Origin of the sequence: Variovorax paradoxus, assembly GCF_030815975.1 — a bacterium.
In the GTDB taxonomy this organism is placed as follows: Bacteria; Pseudomonadota; Gammaproteobacteria; order Burkholderiales; family Burkholderiaceae_C; genus Variovorax; species Variovorax paradoxus_N.
On sequence record NZ_JAUSXL010000001.1, the window covers coordinates 630870 to 649426 of the forward strand.

Consider the following 18557-nt stretch of genomic DNA (forward strand, 5'->3'; position numbering starts at 1 on the left):
ACGGGATTTCGCAATCAGCGGCGTGGCGGCATCTTGTTTCGCTACGGCCTGGGCGGGCGCTCCGTCAGCCGGCCGCGGGCCCGTCCGGAAGCTTCGCGATCACCTTGATCTCGAACTGGAAGCCGTAGAGCCAGGTCACGCCGATGCCCGTCAGCGTCGGGTGCGGCGCCTCGCCCCAATACCCCGCGACCACCTTCCAGATGGTTTCGAACTTCGATTCGGGATCGACGATGAAGACCGTCACGTCGATCACGTCGTCGAAGCTGCAGCCCGCGGCCGAGAGGATCGCGTTGAGGTTGTCGAACGCGAGCCGGACCTGCGCCTCCAGGTCGGGCTCCGGCGAGCCGTCGGGCCGGCTGCCGACCTGCCCCGACACGAAGAGAAAGCCGTTGGAGCGGATGGCGGGCGAATAGCGGTTGCGCTCGTAGAGCGCCTGGCGGCCGGCGGGGAAGACAACGTTGCGTGCGGACATGGATCGGCTTTCTTGGAAAGGGAGGTTGCGATCGGTGGACTCTAGAAGCGCGCGGCCGATGGATAAACAGGCAGGACGCACAATGACTGTTTGCTCAGCCCAAACAATCGACCCGAGGCACAGAGATGGACCGATTCGATGCGCTGCAGGCCTTTGCCCGCGTGGTGGAGGCCGGCAGCTTCACCAAGGCGGCGCAGACGCTTCACATGAGCAAGACCACCGTGACCCAGTTGGTGCAGCAGCTGGAGGCGCGGCTGCGCGTGAGGCTCTTGAACCGCACGACGCGCCAGGTCAAGGTCACGGCCGATGGCGCCGCCTACTACGAGCGCGTGGCGCGGCTGCTCGCCGACCTGGAGGATGCAGACGCCAGCCTGTCCGGCGCCTCGGCCTCGCCGAGGGGGCGCTTGCGCGTGGACGTGCCCAGCCCGTTCGCCCGCATGATCCTGGTGCCCGCATTGCCGGCGTTCCATGCACGCCATCCCGAGATCCAGCTCGACCTTGGCGTGAGCGACCGGATGGTCGACCTGATCGGCGACAACGTCGATTGCGTGCTGCGCGGCGGCGAGCTCACCGATTCATCGCTGACGGCGCGCCGCGTGGGCGAGCTGCAGCTCGGCGTCTATGCGGCGCCGTGCTACCTGGAACGCGCCGGCACGCCTGCACACCCGAGCGAGCTCGAGGACACGCACCACCGCATCGTGGGCTACCTGAGCACGCGCAGCGGCAAGGTCGCTGCGCTGCACATGCAGCGCGGTGGCGAGCACATCGAACTGCAGGGCCGCCATGTGGTCGCGGTCGACGACGGCAATGCCTACCTCGCGGCCGGCGTGGCGGGCATGGGCGTTCTCTGGCTGCCGCACTACATGGCCGGGCCCCACGTGGCCCAGGGCGAGCTGATGCCGCTGTTCGAGGGCTGGCACTTCGGCGCGATGCCGATGTACGTGGTGTTCCCGCCGAACCGGCATGTCAGCGCGAAGCTGCGGGTGTTCATCGACTGGATCGACGAGCTGATGGCGCGCCATGCGCCGATCGCCGCACTGGGCGATGCGTGACGCGTCGGGCGCAGTGGCGCCCGTCTTAGACTCCCGCCCATGAAGTTCAAGGAAGTCGACGCATTCCGTGCCGTCATGCGCTCCGGTTCCATGACGGCGGCCGCATCCGGCCTGTACACCTCGCAGCCCAACGTCAGCCGGCTGATCTCGCAGCTCGAAGCCTCCACAGGCCTCGAGCTGTTCCGTCGCAATGCGGGCCGCCTGACACCCACCGAAGAGGGGCTGGCCTTCATGCGCGAGGTCGACCGCGCCTTCGTCGGGCTCGATGCGCTCAAGGACGCGGCGCGCAACATCCGGCAGTTCGGCAAGGGCCGCCTGCGCATTGCCGCCGTGCCTTCGCTCGCGATGAGCGTGCTGCCCACGGTGCTGCAGCAGTTCCATGCGAGCCATCCCGAAGTCACTGTCGCCATGGACACCAGCAGCTCCCAGATGGTGTCGGAGTGGGTGGCGGGCCATGTATGCGACCTGGGGCTGGTCTCCTACCTGCCCGGCAGCTCGACCACCGATGCGCATGCGGTCTGCGACGTGGCGGGCTGCTGCGTGCTGCCGCCGGGCCATCGGCTGGCCGGCAAGCCCTGGATCGAGCCCGCGGACCTCGATGGCGAGTCCTTCATCTCGATGGCGCACGGCGACGGCCTGCGCGCGGCGGTCGACGAGGCCTTCGCGGCGCGCGACCGCCGCATCATGCATTTCGAGACGCCCTATGGCTCGACCATCTGCCACATGGTGGGCCTCGGGCTGGGCGTGAGCATCGTCAATCCGCTGGTCGCGCGCAACTACGTGCACATGGGCATTCACGTGCGGCCGTTCCGGCCCAAGGTGCCCTTCGTCAGCTACCTGCTGCTGCCGCGCAACCGCCCGGGCAGCGCGCTGGTGGAGCGTTTCGCCGAGCTCGTGCAGCAGGTCATCACGAGCGAACTGCAGACCCTCGCGGACTGACGCGGCTGCGGCAGCCCATACGGTTTCCGGATGGGCGCCTGACGGAACCGTATTTGCGCCTGGGGGAGGGTGCCGCAATACTCGATGACACCGTGCCTCCCGCGTGCGACGCGGGCGGATCGCGCAGCTGTTGCCACTTCTTCTTCCACGAGTTCGATCGATGACCTTGCCCCGGGCCTGGAGCCCTCCTTCGTTGTTTCTTTTCCTTGCGGCAGCTGCCTGGAGAGCCGGCTGATGGTGTCCGCGACGACACCGGCCGTCTTCGATGTGGTCGTGATCGGCGGCGGCCTGGTCGGCAGCGCCATCGCTTACGGACTGCGCGATTCAGCCGAGCATGTGGCGGTGCTCGACGAGGGCGACGTGGCCTTGCGGGCCTCGCGCGGCAATTTCGGGCTGGTCTGGGTGCAGAGCAAGGGCATGGGCATGGGCGACTACGGACGCTGGACGCTCGGCTCCACGCGGCTGTGGCCGCGACTTGCCGCGCAGTTGCTCGAACTCACCGGCGTCGACGTGGCGCTCGAACAGAACGGCGGCATGATCCCTCTGCTTGGCGACCTCGAGGTCGAGGCCCGTGTCGCCTGGATGCAGCGGCTGCTCGCGCAGCCCGGCATGGCGCCCTATCCGTGGAAGCTGCTGGACCACCATGAGGCGGCCGAGCTGGTGCCCGGCCTGGGACCGGAAGTGACCGGCGCCATCTGGACGCCCGTCGACGGCACCGTCAATCCGCTCAAGCTGCTGCGCGCGCTGCACATCGCCTTCGACCGCACCGGCATTCGCTACCTGCCGCACCACGGCGTGCAGTCGATTGCGCAGCGCGGCGGCGAGTTCGTGCTCGCAACGGCAAAGGCCAAGGTGCGCGCGCGCAAGATCGTGCTGGCCTCGGGCCTGCACAACCAGGTGCTCGGCGAGCAGGTGGGGCTGCATCTGCCGATGGCGCCGCAGCGCGGCCAGATCCTGGTGCTCGAACGCACGCGCCGGCTGCTGACCACGCCGTTCGTCACGCTGCGGCAGAACGACGAAGGCAGCTGGCTCATCGGCGACTCGCAGGAAGATGCCGGCTACGCGGACGACGTCGTGACCCTGCCCGTGCTGGCCACCCTGGCCGACCGCGCGGTGCGCACGCTGCCCGCGCTGAAGGAGGTGCGCGTGGTGCGCTCCTGGTCGGCGCTGCGGGTGCGCGCGCAGGACGGGTTCCCGGTCTACGAGCAATCCGCTACGCACCCCGGCGCCTTCATCGCCACCTGCCACAGTGGCGTCACCCTGGCCGCGGCGCATGCGCTCAGGCTTGCACCCATGATCGGCGAGGGCGTCCTGGCGCGTGAGCTCGACCCGTTTTCAACCCGGAGATTCCATGTTCAGAAGACTTGATGCGGCCGCCACCGAACTCTCGGCGCGCACGGTGCGCGTCACGGTGGACGGCGCCGTGCTGGCATGCCGCGAGGGCGACAGCCTGGCGGCGGCCCTGTTGGCCGGCGGTTCCAACGCCTGCCGCGACACGGCTGTGTCGGGCTCCCCGCGCGGTCCGTTCTGCATGATGGGCGTGTGCTACGACTGCCTCGTCACCATCGACGGCCGCGCCAACCAGCAGGCCTGCATGACGCCCGTGCGCGAAGGCATGGTCGTTGGCCGCCAGTCCGGTGCGCGCGAGGTGGCCGCATGAACCGCAGCGCTTGCGACCTGCTCGTGGTCGGCGCCGGGCCGGCCGGCCTGGCCGCCGCCACGCAGGCGGCGAGCCAGGGCATCGACACGGTGCTGATCGACGAACAGCCCGCGCCCGGCGGGCAGATCTACCGCGCCGTGGGCGCCACGCCGCTGCGCGACCGCCGCATCCTGGGCGAGGACTACTGGCACGGCCTCGCGCTGCTGGAGCCCTTCGCCCGCTCCGGCGCGCGGCATGTGGCCGGTGCGATGGTCTGGGCCATGAACCGGCTGGAGGAGGAGGGTGGTTTCGAGGTCGCGTACACGGCCGATGGCCAGACGCGCCTGCTGCATGCGCGCCACGTGATCCTGGCCACCGGCGCGCAGGAGCGCCCGTTTCCCATTCCCGGCTGGACGCTGCCCGGCGTCATCACGGCCGGTGCCGCGCAGATCCTGCTCAAGACCGCCGGGGTGGTGCCGAGCGGCCCTACGGTGCTGGCCGGTGGCGGGCCGCTGCTCTACCTGCTGGCCTGGCAATACCTCAACGCCGGCGTGCGGATCGATGCCATCCTGGAGACGACACCGCCCGGACGCTGGCGCCAGGCGCTGCCGCATGCCTGGGGCTTTCTGCGTTCTGCGTACCTCGCCAAGGGGCTCAAGCTGTTGCGCGCGGTGCGTGCCGGCGTTCCCGTCGTCAGCGGCGTCACCGCCATCGAAGCATTGGGCGAGGAGGGCGCATTGCAGCAGGTGCGCTATAGCGCGCAAGGCCGATCGCACACGGTGCCGGCGGAGCAGTTGTTGCTGCACCAGGGCGTCGTTCCCAACACCAATCTCACTCGGGCCATCGGCGCCGAACATGCATGGAGCGAGCGCCAGGATTGCTGGGAGCCGGTGGTCGATGCGTGGGGCGCCAGCTCGGTATCCGGCGTGACGATCGCCGGCGACGGCGCAGGCATCGCAGGCGCCATGGCGGCCGAACACCGCGGCCGGCTCGCGGCCCTGCACGCCGCCATGTCGCTCGGCAAGATCGACAAGGCCCGCCGCGACGACGAAGGCCGGCCGCACCAGCGGGCCCTCGCGCGTGCGAGCCGGGGCCGCGAGTTCTTCGAAACCTTCTATCGCGCGCCCGACACCTTCCGCCGCCCCACGGGCGACACCATCGTCTGCCGCTGCGAGGAGGTCACGGCGGCGCAAGTGCGCGAGACCGCGCGCCTGGGCTGCCAGGGGCCCAACCAGATGAAGAGTTTCCTGCGCTGCGGCATGGGGCCGTGCCAGGGGCGCTTCTGCGGGCTCACGGTGACGGAACTCATCGCCGATGAACAGGGCCGCCATCCGCGCGACGTGGGCTACTACCGCATCCGCTTTCCGATCAAGCCGGTGACGCTGGGCGAATTCGCGACGCTGCCGCAGAACGATGCGTCGCGCGATGCCGTCATCCGCATCCGCAAGTAGGCGAATGCATTTTTGCCAAGCACCGAGAGGCATATCAGGAATGCATAGGCGCCCGCCGTTTTCCTATTTGACCGGATTCGGGCTGGCTGCCGATACTGGCCGCATGAAATCAAAAGTCAGCCGACGCCTCACCGAAGGCACCGCCGCGGAAGTCACCGAGAACATCTACGGCCCACGCCTGGCCAAGGATTTTCCGGCGGTGTTCGAGCATCTGAACGACGTGAACCAGGCGCACCTGCTGATGCTGCGCGGCGTGGATCTGATCCCGCAGGACGAGGCGGCCCAGCTGGCTGCCGCGCTTGCGAAGATCGAGACCGAAGGCATGGCCGAAGTGCCGCTCGATCCGTCGATCGAGGATGCGTACTTCAACTACGAGGCCTACCTGATGGAAGTGGCGGGCAGCCACGTCGGCGGCTATCTGCACATGGCGCGCAGCCGCAACGACATCCTCGCCACCATGGACCGCATGCGGGCACGCGAGATGGCGCTGCAGCTCATCGACGCATTGGGCACCGTGCGGCGCTCGGCGCTCGAAGGTGCGCGCCTTCATGGCGAGACGGTCATGCCCGGCTATACGCATCTGCAGCCCGCGCAGCCCATCACCTACGGCTTCTATCTCTGCGCCATTGCCGAGGCGCTGTCGCGCGACATCGAGCGGGTGCGGCAGGTCGAGCGCATCATCGACCTTTGCCCGCTGGGCGCTTGTGCGCTCGCGGGCACCTCGTTCCCCATCGATCGCGAGGCGACGGCCCGCATGCTCGGCTTCGGTGGCGTGGTGCCCCATGCGCTCGATGCCGTGGCCTCGCGCGACTTCGCGATGGAGCTGCTCTCGGCCATGGCGATCTGCGCGGTGGGCTGGAGCCGGTTCGCGCAGGACTACTTCGTCTGGTGCACCCACGAGTTCGGGCTGATCGATTTTCCGGACCGCGTCGCGGGCACTTCGAGCATCATGCCGCAGAAGAAAAACCCGGTGGTGCTCGAGTACCTCAAGGGAAAGGCCGGCCACCTGCTCGGTTTGCTTGGCGCGTCGCTGTCCACCATCAAGGGCGTCAATTTCAGCCACACCGGTGACGGCAACCGCGAAGGCATGCGCAGCTTCTGGGAAGCTGGCGAAGAGTGCCTGCGCAGCCTGCGGCTGCTCGACCTGGTGGTGCGCAGCGCCACGCCCAATGCCGAAGGCATGCTGCGCCGCGTGCGCAGGGATTTCAGTTCGGCAACCGACCTGGCCGACCTGATGGTCCGCAAGTGCGGGCTGTCCTTCAGGGAATCGCACCACGTGGTGGGCGCCGTGGTGCGCCAGGCGATGGACCGGTCGCTCGGCGCCGATGAAGTCGACCTTGCCATGGTCAATGCCGCGGCGTCCGAGCAGCTTGGCGCGCCGCTGGACCTGAGCGAGGAAGAGGTGCGCGCGAGCCTCGATCCGCTCGCGAGCGTGGCCGGCCGCGTGGTCGTGGGCGGCCCGGCGCCGTCGCGCCTGAAGGAGCGCATCTCGCAACTCGAAGCGATTGCCGCCGCTGATCAAGAGGCGAACGACGCGCGCAGGAACAGGTTCACCGAGGCCAGGCAAGGCCTCAAGACAAGCATCCGGAGACTCGCCCTTTCGAAGACGGTACAGCGCCAGCCCGAGACGGTTGGCTGAAATTCAACCAAGGAACAGACATGGGTTTTTTCAGATTCATTCCGGCTCTTCTCGTCATGGCCGCGGCCGCGAGCCAGGGCTTCGCGCAGGATCTGCCGCCTTCGCCGATGCGACTGCTCGTCGGCTTTGCGCCGGGCGGCGGCAACGACGTGATTGCGCGCACCGTGGCCACGCAGTTCCAGCTGCAGACCAAGGAAACGATGGTGGTCGAAAACAAACCGGGCGGCGGCAGCACGGTGGCCACGGGAGAAATGGCGCGCGCCAAGCCCAATGGCCAGACGCTGCTGCTCGGCTCGGTCGGCGGGCAGGCCATTGCGCCTTCCATCTACAGCAAGCTGCCGTATGACCCGATCAAGGGCGTGCAGGCGGTGTCGCTGGTGGCGAAGTCGGCCAACGCGCTGGTCGTGAACGACGCGCTGCCGGTGCGCTCCGTGCGCGAGCTGATCGCCTATGCGAAGGCGCATCCCGGCGAACTCAACGTCACCTCGCCAGGCAACGGCACCATCTCGCACCTGGCGGCCGAACTCTTCAAGAACATGGCGGGCGTGTTCATCACGCACATTCCCTACCGCGGCGATGCCCCCGCCATGCAGGACGTGATGGCCGGGCAGGCACAGGTCACCTTCGCCAGCCTGCCGTCGGCGCGCGCGGGTGCCGACACGGGCAAGGTGCGCATCCTGGCCGTGACCAGCAGCAAGCGGGTCGATGCCCTGCCCAACGTGCCGACGGTCGCCGAATCGGGCCTGCCCGGCTACGAAGTGGTCTCTTGGTATGGCGTGTTCACTACCGGGGGAACACCCCAGCCGGTCGTCAACCGGCTGGCGAAGGAGATTGCGGCGGTGGTCGAAACGCCTGCGATCCGCGAGACCATCGCCAAGATGGGCATGGAGGCCAGCGCGCTCGGGCCGGCCGAGTTCTCGAAGCTGGTCACGGCCGACTCGCAGAAATGGGACAAGGTGGTCAAGGCTGTGGGGGTGAAGCTCGACTGATCGGCTTCATTGGCGCGGCGTTGGCCTGTTGTCGCGCCAGGCCTTCAGGATCATCGTCTCGATGTCGTGCACTTCGCGTCCGACGGCCGCAGCCACGGCCTCCCGGTACGGCGGCATGTTCGTGCATTCGAGCACGATGCGCTCGACGGACGGAAAGGCTTGCACCAGGCGCAAGGCCGCTTCGACGACATTGCGCTGCGCTTCGGCAAGGTCGAGCACGGTGTCGTTGTCCAGGATGCGGCGATGGAATTCGCAGCCCGGGCGCACGCCCATGATGGGTGTCCCCGCGGGCACGCCGGCAGCCTGCAGGATCTGCGGCGTCAGCGATTGCGCATCGAAAGTGACGATGCCCGGCTGGGCGCAGTGTTGCACCTGCAGCAGGCTCGAGGTCAGCACCGGCACGGGCAACGCCTGCGAAAGCACGTCCTGGTAGGCGGCCAGGAAGCCGCAGCTGGTGGTGATCATCGATGCACCTTCGGCCACCAGCCGCACCGCGGCGTCGACGAAGGGCTGGACCAGGCGCGGATCGGCTTCTTCGACGATGCGCCTCGGTGATGCACCCTGCACGGTGAGAAAGCGCACCGGAATGCCGGCGCGCGCATAGGTCTGCGCATTGCCGACGTCGCCCGGCGGCCGCGGAAAGCGCGTGTCGAGCATCAGCACACCGAGGAAGCCAGGCACAGCGGCATTCATGTCAAGCAAAACTCAGGAGACCGAGGGAAGGGCGCTGCGGCGGTCGATCTTGCGGCTCAGGACGATGGAGGTCTGCGTCTGGTTGATGCCGTCCAGCTGGCCGAGCTGGTCCAGCAGGACATCGAGCTTTTCCGGTGTGTCGCAGCGCAGGAAGACCATGTAGTCGAACTGGCCGCTCACGGCCGAAAGCTCCTCGACTTCGGGCACGCGCTCCAGCGCCCGGATCACCGCGGGCGCATTCTTGGCATTGACGCTGAGCCCGCAGATCGCGCGAACGGCCGCATGCTCGAGCTTGTGGCCCAGGCGCACGCCATAGCCCGCCACGATGCCTTCGCGCTCGAGTCGCGCGATGCGCGCGACCACGGTGGTGCGCGCGATCTTGAGCTTTCGCGCCAGGTTGGCGGCGGGCTCCCTTGCGTTGGCCTGGAGCAGGCTCAGCAGGTGCCGGTCGAGGTCGTCAAGTCTTCCATCCATCGCGTTGTCTCATGAAGTTCTGGAGTTTGGCCCGCATGCTACGGCAGTGCGGCCCAGCCGCGGCCGTCGTGCAGGGAAAGCTCGATGTGCACATCCTGCAGCGCGTCGACGCAATGCAGGTTGACATTGACCTCGCCAGGGGCCGATCGCGGATGGCAGTGCGTATGAATGCCGCAGTTCCTGCAGAAGAGATGGCGTGCGCGCATCGTGCCGAAGCGGTAGCTCGACAGCTGCGCCGTGCCCGCGAGCAGGCGGAAGTTCTCTGCCGGCACGCGGTGGTGCAGCGCCGCCTTGCGCACGCAATAGCTGCAGTTGCAGCGCACGCCCTTGTGCGATGCCAGCACGAACTCGAAGCGCACCGCGCCGCAGTGGCAGCATCCCTGCTGCCATGCACGGGCTTCTGCGGGAGCAGCCTCGCCGCCCACTAGGCCACGACGGCGGCGGCGGGCTCGGGCGTGCCCGCGGATGCCTTGAAGCGGCCGAGGAACGCGCGCGTCGACTCCTGCTGCGGGTTGTCGATGACGATGCCGGGCGGCCCGTATTCCGCGACGACGCCGTCGCGCATGAAGATCACCTGGTCCGCCACCTCGCGCGCAAAGCCGATTTCATGGGTGACCAGGATCATGGTCATGCCTTCCTTCGCGAGGCCCTTGATGACGGTCAGCACTTCTCCGACCAGCTCGGGGTCGAGCGCCGAGGTGGCCTCGTCGAAGAGCATGACGCTCGGCTTCATGGCCAGCGCACGGGCGATGGCCACGCGCTGCTTCTGCCCGCCCGAGAGCTTGTCGGGGTAGTAGTCGGCGCGCTCGAGCAGCCCCACCTTCTGCAGCAGCGCCCGGGCCTCGGCCGCTGCCTGGGCCTTGGGCGTCTTGAGCACGGTGAGCGGGCCTTCCATGACGTTCTGCAGCGCGGTCATGTGAGGGAACAGGTTGAAGTGCTGGAACACCATCCCGGTGGAGGCTCGGAACTTCGCGAGCTTGCGCTCGCTCGGCAGCGCGGTGTCGCGTCCGCTGAACTGGATCGCCTGGTCGCCCACGGCGATGCGTCCGCCGTCCGGAACCGTCAGCAGGTTGATGCAGCGAAGCAGCGTCGATTTGCCGGAGCCCGAAGGCCCGATCATCGCGACCACCTGGCCGCGCTCGATCTTCAGCGAGATGTCCTTGAGGACCACGTGGGCGCCGAAGGACTTTCGAAGGCCTGCGATCTCGATCACGGTGGGTGTCGTCATGTCAGGCTTCCTTGGCAACGCCGTATTCCATGCGCTTGGCCCAGATCGTGATGGGCAGCAGCACGGCGAAATAGGCGATCGCGATGAAGGTGTAGAGCTCCAGCGGCCGGTAGGTGTCGTGCGCGATCACCTGGCCCTGGTAGAGCAGGTCGGGCACGGCCAGCACCGAGAGCAGCGAGGTGTTCTTCAGCTGCATGATCGACTGGTTCATCAGCGGCGGCACCATTTTCTTGAACGCCTGCGGCAGCACGATGCGCCGAAGCAGCTGCAGGCGCGTCATGCCCAGCGCCTTGCCGGCCTCGGTCTGGCCGGACTCGATGGAGATGATCCCGCCGCGCACGATCTCGGAATAGAACGCGCCGCCATAGAGCGTCAGGCACAGGGTGGCGGCGGCCGTGGCCGAGAGTTCGAGCCCGGTCAGCACGGGCAGCGCGTAGTAGAACCACACGAGCTGCACCAGCACCGGCGTGCACCGGAACACCTCGATGTAGGCGCGCAGCGGTGCGGTGAGGTACGGATTGGTGGACAGCCGCCCGAGCCCCGTGAGCAGGCCCACGAGCAACCCGAGCACCACGCAGACCACCGTGAAGAGCAGCGTGTAGAGCAACCCGCTGATGAGGAGCGAGCGGTACTTCCAGAGCACCGCGAAGTCCCAGTCGTAGCCGGCGGAGGCCGCGCTTGCGCCGGCGAAGTGCTTGACCAGGGCCCAGGCACCGGCCAGCGCGAGAACCACCATCAGGGCCATGCCCAGGCGAGAGCGCGAACGGGGCGCCCCCTGCGATTCGGCGTATTCCATGGCCCGGTCTCAGAACTTGATTTCGGAAGGGAAGGCGCTGGCGGGAACGCCGGCGAGTTTTTCCATGTTCTTCAGGATCACGCTGCGGACCTCGCCCTTGGCGCGAACCTCGCCCAGCCAGGCGTTGACGGCCGCCTGCATGGCCGGATCGGCTTCCTTGCGCAGGCCGATGCTTACGGGCGCGGTGTAGATCGGGGTGGGGATCTGCATCACGCCCACGTTGGCGCGCTTGGCCAGCAGCGGCTGCGCCAGCAGGATCACCAGGATCTGGCAGTCGGCGCGGCCGGCCTGCAGCGCGAGCGTTGCGGAGCCCGAGTTCTCCAGCCGCTGGACCTCGGCCTTCGGCAGGATGCGCGTGGCGAGCTGGTCGTGGCTCGAGCCCACGTCGACCACGATCTTGTTCTCCGGCGCGTTCAGTTGCTCCCAGGTCTTGGTCGGGAAGCCCTTCTTGCACACGGCGGTGTAGGTGTTGTCGAACAGCGTGTCGGAGAAGTTCACGACCTCCTTGCGCGCCGGCGTCGGCGCCATGCCGAACATCGCGTCGATCTTGTTCGATTGCAGGTCGAGCACCGCGTTGCCCCAGGTCGTTTCCACGTATTCGACCTTGGCGCCGAACTTCCTGGCCAGGCTCTCCGAGAAGTCGGGGCCGAAGCCTTCCCACTTGCCCGAGACCAGATCCTTGCTGAAGTACGGAATGGCCCCGGCGATCGCGCCCACCCGCAGGACCTTGGTCCGTTGGACGCGGGTCATCGAGCTTTCCGGCTCCTGGGCGACGCTGAGGGTGAGGGTGCATGCGCTCGTCAGCGCGAGGAGGGTGCGAAGGATCGCTCGTTTTGTAGTCATGGGGTCTCCAAGCAAAAAGCTCGCCATTTGAATAAGAAGGAAGGCTTCGACTCGCGAATGAAGTCTAGGAGCCATGATAGTCACGAGCAATGCGGCAGTTCGTCAGGATCGCGCGAAGTTTTCGTCAGACCGTCACCGCGGGCATGCGAAACGACCATTTCCGTCGGACGGCGCAGGAATGTCCTGGTCGCACCATGGGCACGCCCGGGGTGCCAGATCGGTGCACCCCCGTCTTCATCGGGTGCGGCTGCGCCGGCGACTTCAGCCCAGGAAGCGCGAAGGCCGGAACGGCGCGGGATCGAACGCGCAGGCCTTGCCGGCCATCATCGCGCCCAGGAGCGCGGCCGTTCCCGGGGCGGTGTTGAAGCCGATGTGCTGATGGCCGAAGGCGAGCCACAGGCCTCTGCGGCCGGGGCATTCGCCGATGATCGGGCGGCTGTCCGGCAGTGTGGGGCGGCTTCCGAGCCAGGCTTCCTTGTCAAGGCGCTCTTTGAGCGGAAACGCCTCGCGCGCGGCGCGCTCGGCCAGGTCGAGCTGCGCGAGGTTTTTAGGCGCCTCGCGATCGGTCAGCTGCACGCCGGTGGACAGGCGCAGGCCCTGTTCCATCGGCGAGAGCACATAGCCGCCGCCGGTGTCGTAGACCGGCCGGCCGAGCGAGGCGCCGCCGGCCGCCCGGTAGTGCATGTGGTAGCCGCGCTCGTAGGCCATCGGCACCGACAGGCCCAGGGCCTTCTTCGCGAACTCCCGGCTCCACGGCCCCAGCGCGAGCACGACGCGCGAGGCCTCGTGAAGCGTACCGCCGTCTTCGCTCAGCTGCCAGGCATCGCCTGCATCCGATCGGCGCAGTCCGCCGATCGATGCCTGCCGGACGCGGCCTCCGCGGGCAACGAAAAGCCTTGCATAGGCCTCGACCACCTGGCCCGGGCTGTCCACCGAGGCCGTGTCCTGGATCCACAGCGCGCGCGGAAACAGCGGCTTCAGATGGGGCTCGAGCTGCGCCAGCTCCCGCGCATCGAGCAGCTGCGTCGCGATGCCGAACTTCTTGAAGGTGTCCCGCGAGAGCTGGCTGCCGAGAAAGCCTTGCTCGCTGCGGTAGAGAAAGAGCCAACCCGTGGTGCGCAGGCGATGCGCCGCGCCCGCTTCTCCCAGCAGCCGCAGGTGCTCCGCCGTCGAAAGCCGGATCAGCGCGTCGAGCGCCGCGGTCGTTTCATGAAAGACCGCCGCGCGCGTGTTGGCCAGGAACTTCAGCGCCCATGGCAGGTTCTTCGCGAGGAAAAACGGGTTGTAGCGAAAGCCCGCGGAGTTGTTCTTCAGCAGCCTGGGAAGCGAAGACCACAACCCCGGATGATTGAACGGCATCAGCGAGCTGCGGGCCATCACGCCCGCATTGCCGTAGGAGGTTTCACGGCCAGGCGCGGTGCGGTCGAAGACCGTCACGTCGAAACCCCGCCGCTGGAGTTCGAGGGCACACGACACGCCGACGATGCCGGCGCCGAGCACGGCAACAGTGTTCTTCATTCAGGCCAATCGGTTCATTCGCCGAAAAGTCTATCGTGAACCGCTGGCGCCGCGATCCGATCTACAGATAGGCCACGTCTTCCGGCGCCAGCGCCAGCGGATCGAGCTTCTTTTTCGCCAGCCATGAATACACGGGCGGCACGCGGTCCGCGAGCGATTCGATGTGAATGTCGATGAGGCAGGGGCCGTCATAGGCGAAGGCTTCATCGAGCGCCTGGATCAATTCGCCGGGCGTGGCGGCCGTCCAGGCCTTGATGCCGAAGGCTTCGGCAATGGCCTGGCCGCGCGGCGGCAGGAAGTCCACGCCAAAGCATTCGTCGTGGCCCTTGAGCCGGTGCAGCCCCTTGATCCAGCCGAAGCAGCCGTTGTTGAAGAGCATCAAGAGCGCCGGCACCTTCTTGCGAACCAGCGCCTCGAGCTCGCCGACCGCCATGTTGAAAGAGCCATCGCCGAACATGCCGATCGGCCGGCGCGTCTTGTCGGCATACCAGGCGCCGACCACCGCGGGAATCGCGCTGCCCAGTCCGCCGAAGGCGCGCGGTATCACGAAACGCGTGCGGCGGTCGCCGATGCGCAGGAAGCGCGTCATGTAGGGCGTGGGCGTGCCGGCATCCGAAAGAATGTGCACCGCCTGGCCGTACTTCTCGAGCTGCTTGCCGAACTCGCGCACCACGCGCTCAGGCCGCAGCGGCACGTCGTCCAGCGAGAGCACGCCCTCGGCATGGGCCCAGAAGTTCGCGCGGTAGGCGTTCAGGTGGTCGATCCAGGGCGTGTGCTTCGAACCATCGAAGTCCACGGGCGCTTCGTTCAGGATCTGCTTGAGGACCAGCTGCGCATCCGCCGCGATCGACAGCAGGTTTTCGTAGTTGTTGGCGAGGCGCTCGGGGTTGATGTCGATCTGCACGACGCGCTTGTTGAGCGTCGACTTGGGGAAAGTCCATCCCACCGTGACGACGGAGCCCATGCGCGAGCCGACGAAGATCACCAGGTCTGATTCCTCGAGCGCACGGTTGGCATGCGGATGAAAGCCGTTGTCGCCGATGACGCCGATGGCCAGGCGGTGGTCGTCGGGCAGCGCGCCCTGGCCGGTGATCGTGTTGACCACGGGCACGTTGAGCTTCGCGGCCACCTCGGTGAGCGCGCTGCCGGCGCAGGAGCGGTTCACGCCGCCGCCCGCGACGAACAGCGGCTTCGAGGCGTTGCGCAGCAGGGCGAAAAGCGCATTCACCTTGCCGGGCGCAGGCGCCATCGGAAAGGCCGGGAAGGTCTTGCACTCGGGCTCGGCGTGCAGCGAGATGGTGTCGGGGTCGATCTCCGCCAGCAGCATGTCTTCCGGGATCTGAAGGTGCACGGCGCCGGGCGTGCCGGAGCAGGCCACGCGGAATGCGCGGCGGACGATCTCGGGCAGCTTCTCGGGCGACTTCACCTGCACCGACATCTTCGTGACGGGCTCGAACAGCCGGGCGCAATCGAGCTCGGTGATCATGCCGCGGCCTTCGCCCGGCAAGGGCAGGTCGATGGTCAGCAGGATGACCGGCACCGAGGATGCATTCGATTCGGCCAGCGGCGGCAGCGAGTACATCGCGCCGGCGCCCGACGGGCATTCGAAGATGCCCGGCCTGTCGGTCAGCCGCGCATAGGCATCGGCCATGTAGCCGGCCGAACGCTCGTCGCGGGCCATGACGTGCTCGATCTCGCCCTGGCGGCGCTGCAGCGCCTCGTAGAACGGTACGTTGGTGTCGCCGGGCACACCGAAAAGCACGTCGACGCCGTAGTTGATCAACATCTGCACGAGCACGTCTGCACCACGCATGGCAAAACTCCAGTCCGGGATTGAAAAAGAAAGAAAGACAGGGGCGGGCCGGGCGTTGCGCTCCCCGGCCGCGGCTTGCGCGAAGCGCTCAGGCGTGCGCGAGTTCCTGCTGCGAAGGGCTGGCCGCGCTCACGCCGAGCCCCTGGTAGTAGTGGCCCACGCGCGTCGAGAGAAAGGCCTCGAGCGGTGCCTGTTCCTGCCCGACGAAGCCGGAGCGGGGCAGCTGGCCCTGCAGCAGCAGCTCGAACACGCCGACGACACCGGCTGCCGTGGTGAGCTCGATGGCGGTGCGGTCCTTGCCGCGAAGCTTCGCGCCGAACACGCGGCCCAGGCGGGTTTCCTGCTCGAAGCGGCCGCCGCGCATGCCCGAGGCCGAGGCGAACACGATGACCACGTCTTCCCGGCTGTGCGGCACCGCATGCTCGAGCACCTGGCGCAGCAGGTCGCGGCGCTCGATCAGGCGCAGGTCGTGCAAGAGGAAGTTCATCGCATCGCGGTGGCCCGGATAGCGGATGGTCTTGTAGTCGAGGTTGCGCACCTTGCCGCGCAGCGTCTCGCAGAGCGTGCCGAGGCCGCCTGATGTGTTGAAGGCTTCGAAGGCCTCCGCGTCGAGCGTGAAGGTCTCGTGGCCCTCGAGCGCCTGCACCGACACGAGCTGGCCGTTCACGATCGCATCGCAGGCGTTGCAGTATTCGTTGATGACGCCGTCGATGCTCCAGGTGAAGTTGTAGCGAAGGCTGTTGGTGGCATTGCGCGTCAGCGCGCCAACGCGCAGGCGCAGGTCGTAGAGCTCGTCGAAGTGCCCCGCCAGGTGGCCGCCGAGCATGCCGATCACGCCGGGCGCAAGCCCGCTTTGCGGCATCAGCACCGACGTGGCTTCATGGGACAGCTGGCGGATCGCATGCGTGGCCGCCACGTCTTCCGTGAGGTCGAAGTAGTGCACGCCCAGCCGCGCCGCCTGCGTGGCGACGCGCGCGGCCAGAAAGAACGGCAGCGCGTTGATGACCACGGTGTGCGAAGCCAGTTCGCTGGCAAGCGCCGCCTCGTCCTCCACGTTCAATGTGATCTGCCGCACCAGCGGATCGCTGGACGGCTTGCCGGCGCGCTGATCGGCCAGCGTCACGGGAATGCGGTGGTATTCGGCGATCATGTCCGCCACCGTGCTGCCCACCTTGCCCGCACCCAGCACCAGAACGTTCTTGACTTGCAGCTTCGACATTTTGTTTCTCCAGAAAAGAGCCGCGGCTCCGTCAGGAAAATGTAGAAGCGAAGGCTGGCAGGCGCCAGAGAGCAGAACGTCGAAGCCGCGGTTCGTTTCGCCGTTTCGACGAAATCGCGTGACGCTTTCGTGCGGGGCGACCGCGTAGCGCGGCTCAGGCCGTGGCCGGCTGGCGTGCCAGAACCTGCAGCAGGTTCCTTGCCGCGCCGACACCCATGTTCACATAGGCATCGCCCGTCACCCCGCCGATGTGCGGGCTCAGCACGAAGTTCTTCTCGCCCTGGAACGGATGCCCGGCGGCCATGGGCTCGACCGCGAAGCTGTCCAGGCCGGCCATGCCGACCTGGCCCGAGCGCACCGCGGCCAACAGCGCCGCCTCGTCGACGAGGCCGCCGCGCGCGGTGTTGACCAGGATCACGCCGCGCCTGCACCGGGCCAGCGTCTCGGTGTTGACCAGGCCGCGGTTGTCTTCCGTCAGCGGGCAGTGCAGCGAAATTGCATCGGACTCGCGCCAGATCGCCGGCAGATCGACGGCCGTCACATGGGGCGGAAGATTCCCGGCATAGGGATCGAAGCCGATGACGCGCATGCCCAGCGCATCGGCCATGCGGGCAAAGCGCAATCCGATCGCACCCAGGCCGACCAGCCCGATGGTGCGGCCGCCGAGTTCGAGGCTCTTGTGCGTGGCCTTGTCCCAGTGGCCGCCATGCATGCGCGCATCGAGCAGCACCACGGACTTGGCGCAGGCCAGCAGCAGGGCCAACGCCTGCTCGGCCACCGCGGCGGCGTTCGCGCCCACGGCCGCGACCACCTCGATGCCCCGCGCCTGGGCGGCAGCCTTGTCGATGGTGTCGGTGCCGCTGCCATGCTTGGAGATCACGCGCAGCGAGGGCGCCGCATCCATCACCGCGGCGCCGACCTTGCCGTAGCGCACGATGATGGCCACGGGGTCGTGCGCGCGGCACAGCGCCACCAGGTCGTCCTCGGTCGGCGCCTTGCCGGCATAGACGATCTCGTGGCCGTCGAGCAGCGCGATCGCCTGCGGCGCGAGGTCGGCACCGGTCACAAGGATGGTGCTCACAGGGCCTCTCCTTCCTTCAGCACGCCGGCCGTGCGCAGCGCGCTGTTCAGCCACTCGGCGGCGGTGTCGCCTTCCTTGATGGCGGCAATGCGTGCGGCCTCGTCGCTGACCTTCCGGGCCGCCGCGGGCAGCAGAGCCTCGATCTTCTCGCGCTCCACCACCACCACGCCGTCGCCGTCGGCAATCACGAAGTCGCCCGGGCGCACCGTGACGTCGCCGACCGAAACCGGATGCCCGATCCGCCCGGCGATGTTCTTGGTCGGGCCGTTCGGGTTGGTGCCCACGCAGAACACGGGGTAGTTCATCTCGTCGATCTCGAGGCTGTCGCGGCAGGCGCCATCCATCACCACGCCCGCGATGCCGAGCTTCTGGCAGGCCGTCATCATGATGGTGCCCATGAGCGCCGAGCCCTGGTCGCCCTTGCCGTCGATCACCAGCACGTCGCCGGGCCTGGCCATCGCGATGGCGGCATGGATCATCAGGTTGTCGCCGGGGCGCACCTCCACCGTGAAGGCGGGGCCGGCCAGCTTCATGCGCGGGCGCAGCGCCTTGATGCGGCCATGCATGGCGCCCCGGCGGCCGGCCACGTCGGCCAGGATGGCGGGCTGCAGTGCGGCGGCCTGCGCCACGATGTGCGCGGGCACGCGCTCGAAATCGCGAATGATGTCGGGAGGGTTGAAGGACATGGATTTTTCTCTTGAGGAGTGAAGA

At 67.7% G+C, this 18557-nt stretch carries 19 protein-coding genes; 7 read left to right on the top strand and 12 right to left on the bottom strand.

All coding sequences use genetic code 11. The features are described from left to right. Positions 1-64: 64 nt before the first annotated feature. Positions 65-472, bottom strand: a complete 408-nt coding sequence (locus QFZ47_RS03035; protein WP_307654218.1) for a RidA family protein — start codon at positions 470-472, stop codon at positions 65-67. Positions 473-597: 125 nt separating this feature from the next. On the opposite strand from QFZ47_RS03035, the gene QFZ47_RS03040 reads away from it, so the two are divergent. The 7 genes from QFZ47_RS03040 (at position 598) to QFZ47_RS03070 (ending at position 8181) form a co-directional block, all read left to right on the top strand. After that, positions 598-1524: a LysR family transcriptional regulator gene (locus tag QFZ47_RS03040; protein ID WP_307654219.1), complete on the top strand. Its 927-nt coding sequence runs from the start codon at positions 598-600 to the stop codon at positions 1522-1524. 39 nt (positions 1525-1563) lie between these two features. After that, positions 1564-2463, top strand: coding sequence for a LysR substrate-binding domain-containing protein (locus QFZ47_RS03045; protein ID WP_307654220.1), 900 nt, complete (start codon positions 1564-1566; stop codon positions 2461-2463). A gap of 234 nt (positions 2464-2697) precedes the next feature. Continuing rightward, positions 2698-3831: an NAD(P)/FAD-dependent oxidoreductase gene (locus QFZ47_RS03050; protein ID WP_307654221.1), complete on the top strand. Its 1134-nt coding sequence runs from the start codon at positions 2698-2700 to the stop codon at positions 3829-3831. Beyond that, on the top strand, positions 3815-4123 hold the full coding sequence (locus QFZ47_RS03055; RefSeq protein WP_307654222.1) for a (2Fe-2S)-binding protein: 309 nt from the start codon (positions 3815-3817) through the stop codon (positions 4121-4123). The genes QFZ47_RS03050 and QFZ47_RS03055 overlap by 17 nt, the downstream gene beginning before the upstream one ends. Next, positions 4120-5553: an FAD/NAD(P)-dependent oxidoreductase gene (locus tag QFZ47_RS03060; RefSeq protein ID WP_307654223.1), complete on the top strand. Its 1434-nt coding sequence runs from the start codon at positions 4120-4122 to the stop codon at positions 5551-5553. Before QFZ47_RS03055 ends, QFZ47_RS03060 begins: the two co-directional genes overlap by 4 nt. 103 nt (positions 5554-5656) lie before the next feature. Further along, on the top strand, positions 5657-7192 hold the full coding sequence (argH, locus tag QFZ47_RS03065; RefSeq protein ID WP_307654224.1) for an argininosuccinate lyase: 1536 nt from the start codon (positions 5657-5659) through the stop codon (positions 7190-7192). Positions 7193-7212: 20 nt separating this feature from the next. Continuing rightward, the gene (locus QFZ47_RS03070) at positions 7213-8181 is read left to right on the top strand and encodes a Bug family tripartite tricarboxylate transporter substrate binding protein (protein ID WP_307654225.1); all 969 of its coding nucleotides are present in this window, start codon (positions 7213-7215) and stop codon (positions 8179-8181) included. A 6-nt stretch (positions 8182-8187) separates the two neighbouring features. Here the strand turns inward: QFZ47_RS03070 and QFZ47_RS03075 are convergent, their stop codons facing one another. The 11 genes from QFZ47_RS03075 to QFZ47_RS03125 form a co-directional block, all read right to left on the bottom strand. After that, a complete protein-coding gene (locus tag QFZ47_RS03075; RefSeq protein ID WP_307654226.1) occupies positions 8188-8874 on the bottom strand; it encodes an aspartate/glutamate racemase family protein in 687 nt (228 codons plus the stop codon). Positions 8875-8886: 12 nt separating this feature from the next. Beyond that, a complete protein-coding gene (locus QFZ47_RS03080) occupies positions 8887-9348 on the bottom strand; it encodes an Lrp/AsnC family transcriptional regulator (protein ID WP_047787395.1) in 462 nt (153 codons plus the stop codon). 38 nt (positions 9349-9386) lie between these two features. Next, on the bottom strand, positions 9387-9773 hold the full coding sequence (locus tag QFZ47_RS03085) for a GFA family protein (RefSeq protein WP_442480555.1): 387 nt from the start codon (positions 9771-9773) through the stop codon (positions 9387-9389). After that, complete coding sequence (locus QFZ47_RS03090) at positions 9773-10576, bottom strand: amino acid ABC transporter ATP-binding protein (RefSeq protein ID WP_307654228.1); 804 nt, start codon at positions 10574-10576, stop codon at positions 9773-9775. Before QFZ47_RS03090 ends, QFZ47_RS03085 begins: the two co-directional genes overlap by 1 nt. Before the next feature lies 1 nt (position 10577). Further along, complete coding sequence (locus QFZ47_RS03095; protein WP_307654229.1) at positions 10578-11372, bottom strand: amino acid ABC transporter permease; 795 nt, start codon at positions 11370-11372, stop codon at positions 10578-10580. A 9-nt stretch (positions 11373-11381) separates the two neighbouring features. Further along, entirely contained in the window at positions 11382-12122 is a 741-nt protein-coding gene (locus QFZ47_RS03100) for a transporter substrate-binding domain-containing protein (RefSeq protein ID WP_307654230.1), read from the bottom strand. A gap of 354 nt (positions 12123-12476) precedes the next feature. Then, positions 12477-13733: an NAD(P)/FAD-dependent oxidoreductase gene (locus QFZ47_RS03105; RefSeq protein ID WP_307654231.1), complete on the bottom strand. Its 1257-nt coding sequence runs from the start codon at positions 13731-13733 to the stop codon at positions 12477-12479. Positions 13734-13794: 61 nt separating this feature from the next. Continuing rightward, entirely contained in the window at positions 13795-15546 is a 1752-nt protein-coding gene (locus tag QFZ47_RS03110; RefSeq protein WP_307654232.1) for a thiamine pyrophosphate-binding protein, read from the bottom strand. 88 nt (positions 15547-15634) lie between these two features. Next, on the bottom strand, positions 15635-16765 hold the full coding sequence (locus tag QFZ47_RS03115) for a saccharopine dehydrogenase family protein (RefSeq protein WP_307654233.1): 1131 nt from the start codon (positions 16763-16765) through the stop codon (positions 15635-15637). Positions 16766-16919: 154 nt separating this feature from the next. Further along, a complete protein-coding gene (locus QFZ47_RS03120; RefSeq protein ID WP_307654234.1) occupies positions 16920-17846 on the bottom strand; it encodes an NAD(P)-dependent oxidoreductase in 927 nt (308 codons plus the stop codon). Then, complete coding sequence (locus QFZ47_RS03125; protein ID WP_307654235.1) at positions 17843-18532, bottom strand: RraA family protein; 690 nt, start codon at positions 18530-18532, stop codon at positions 17843-17845. The genes QFZ47_RS03120 and QFZ47_RS03125 overlap by 4 nt, the downstream gene beginning before the upstream one ends. Between the last annotated feature and the right edge of the window lie 25 nt (positions 18533-18557).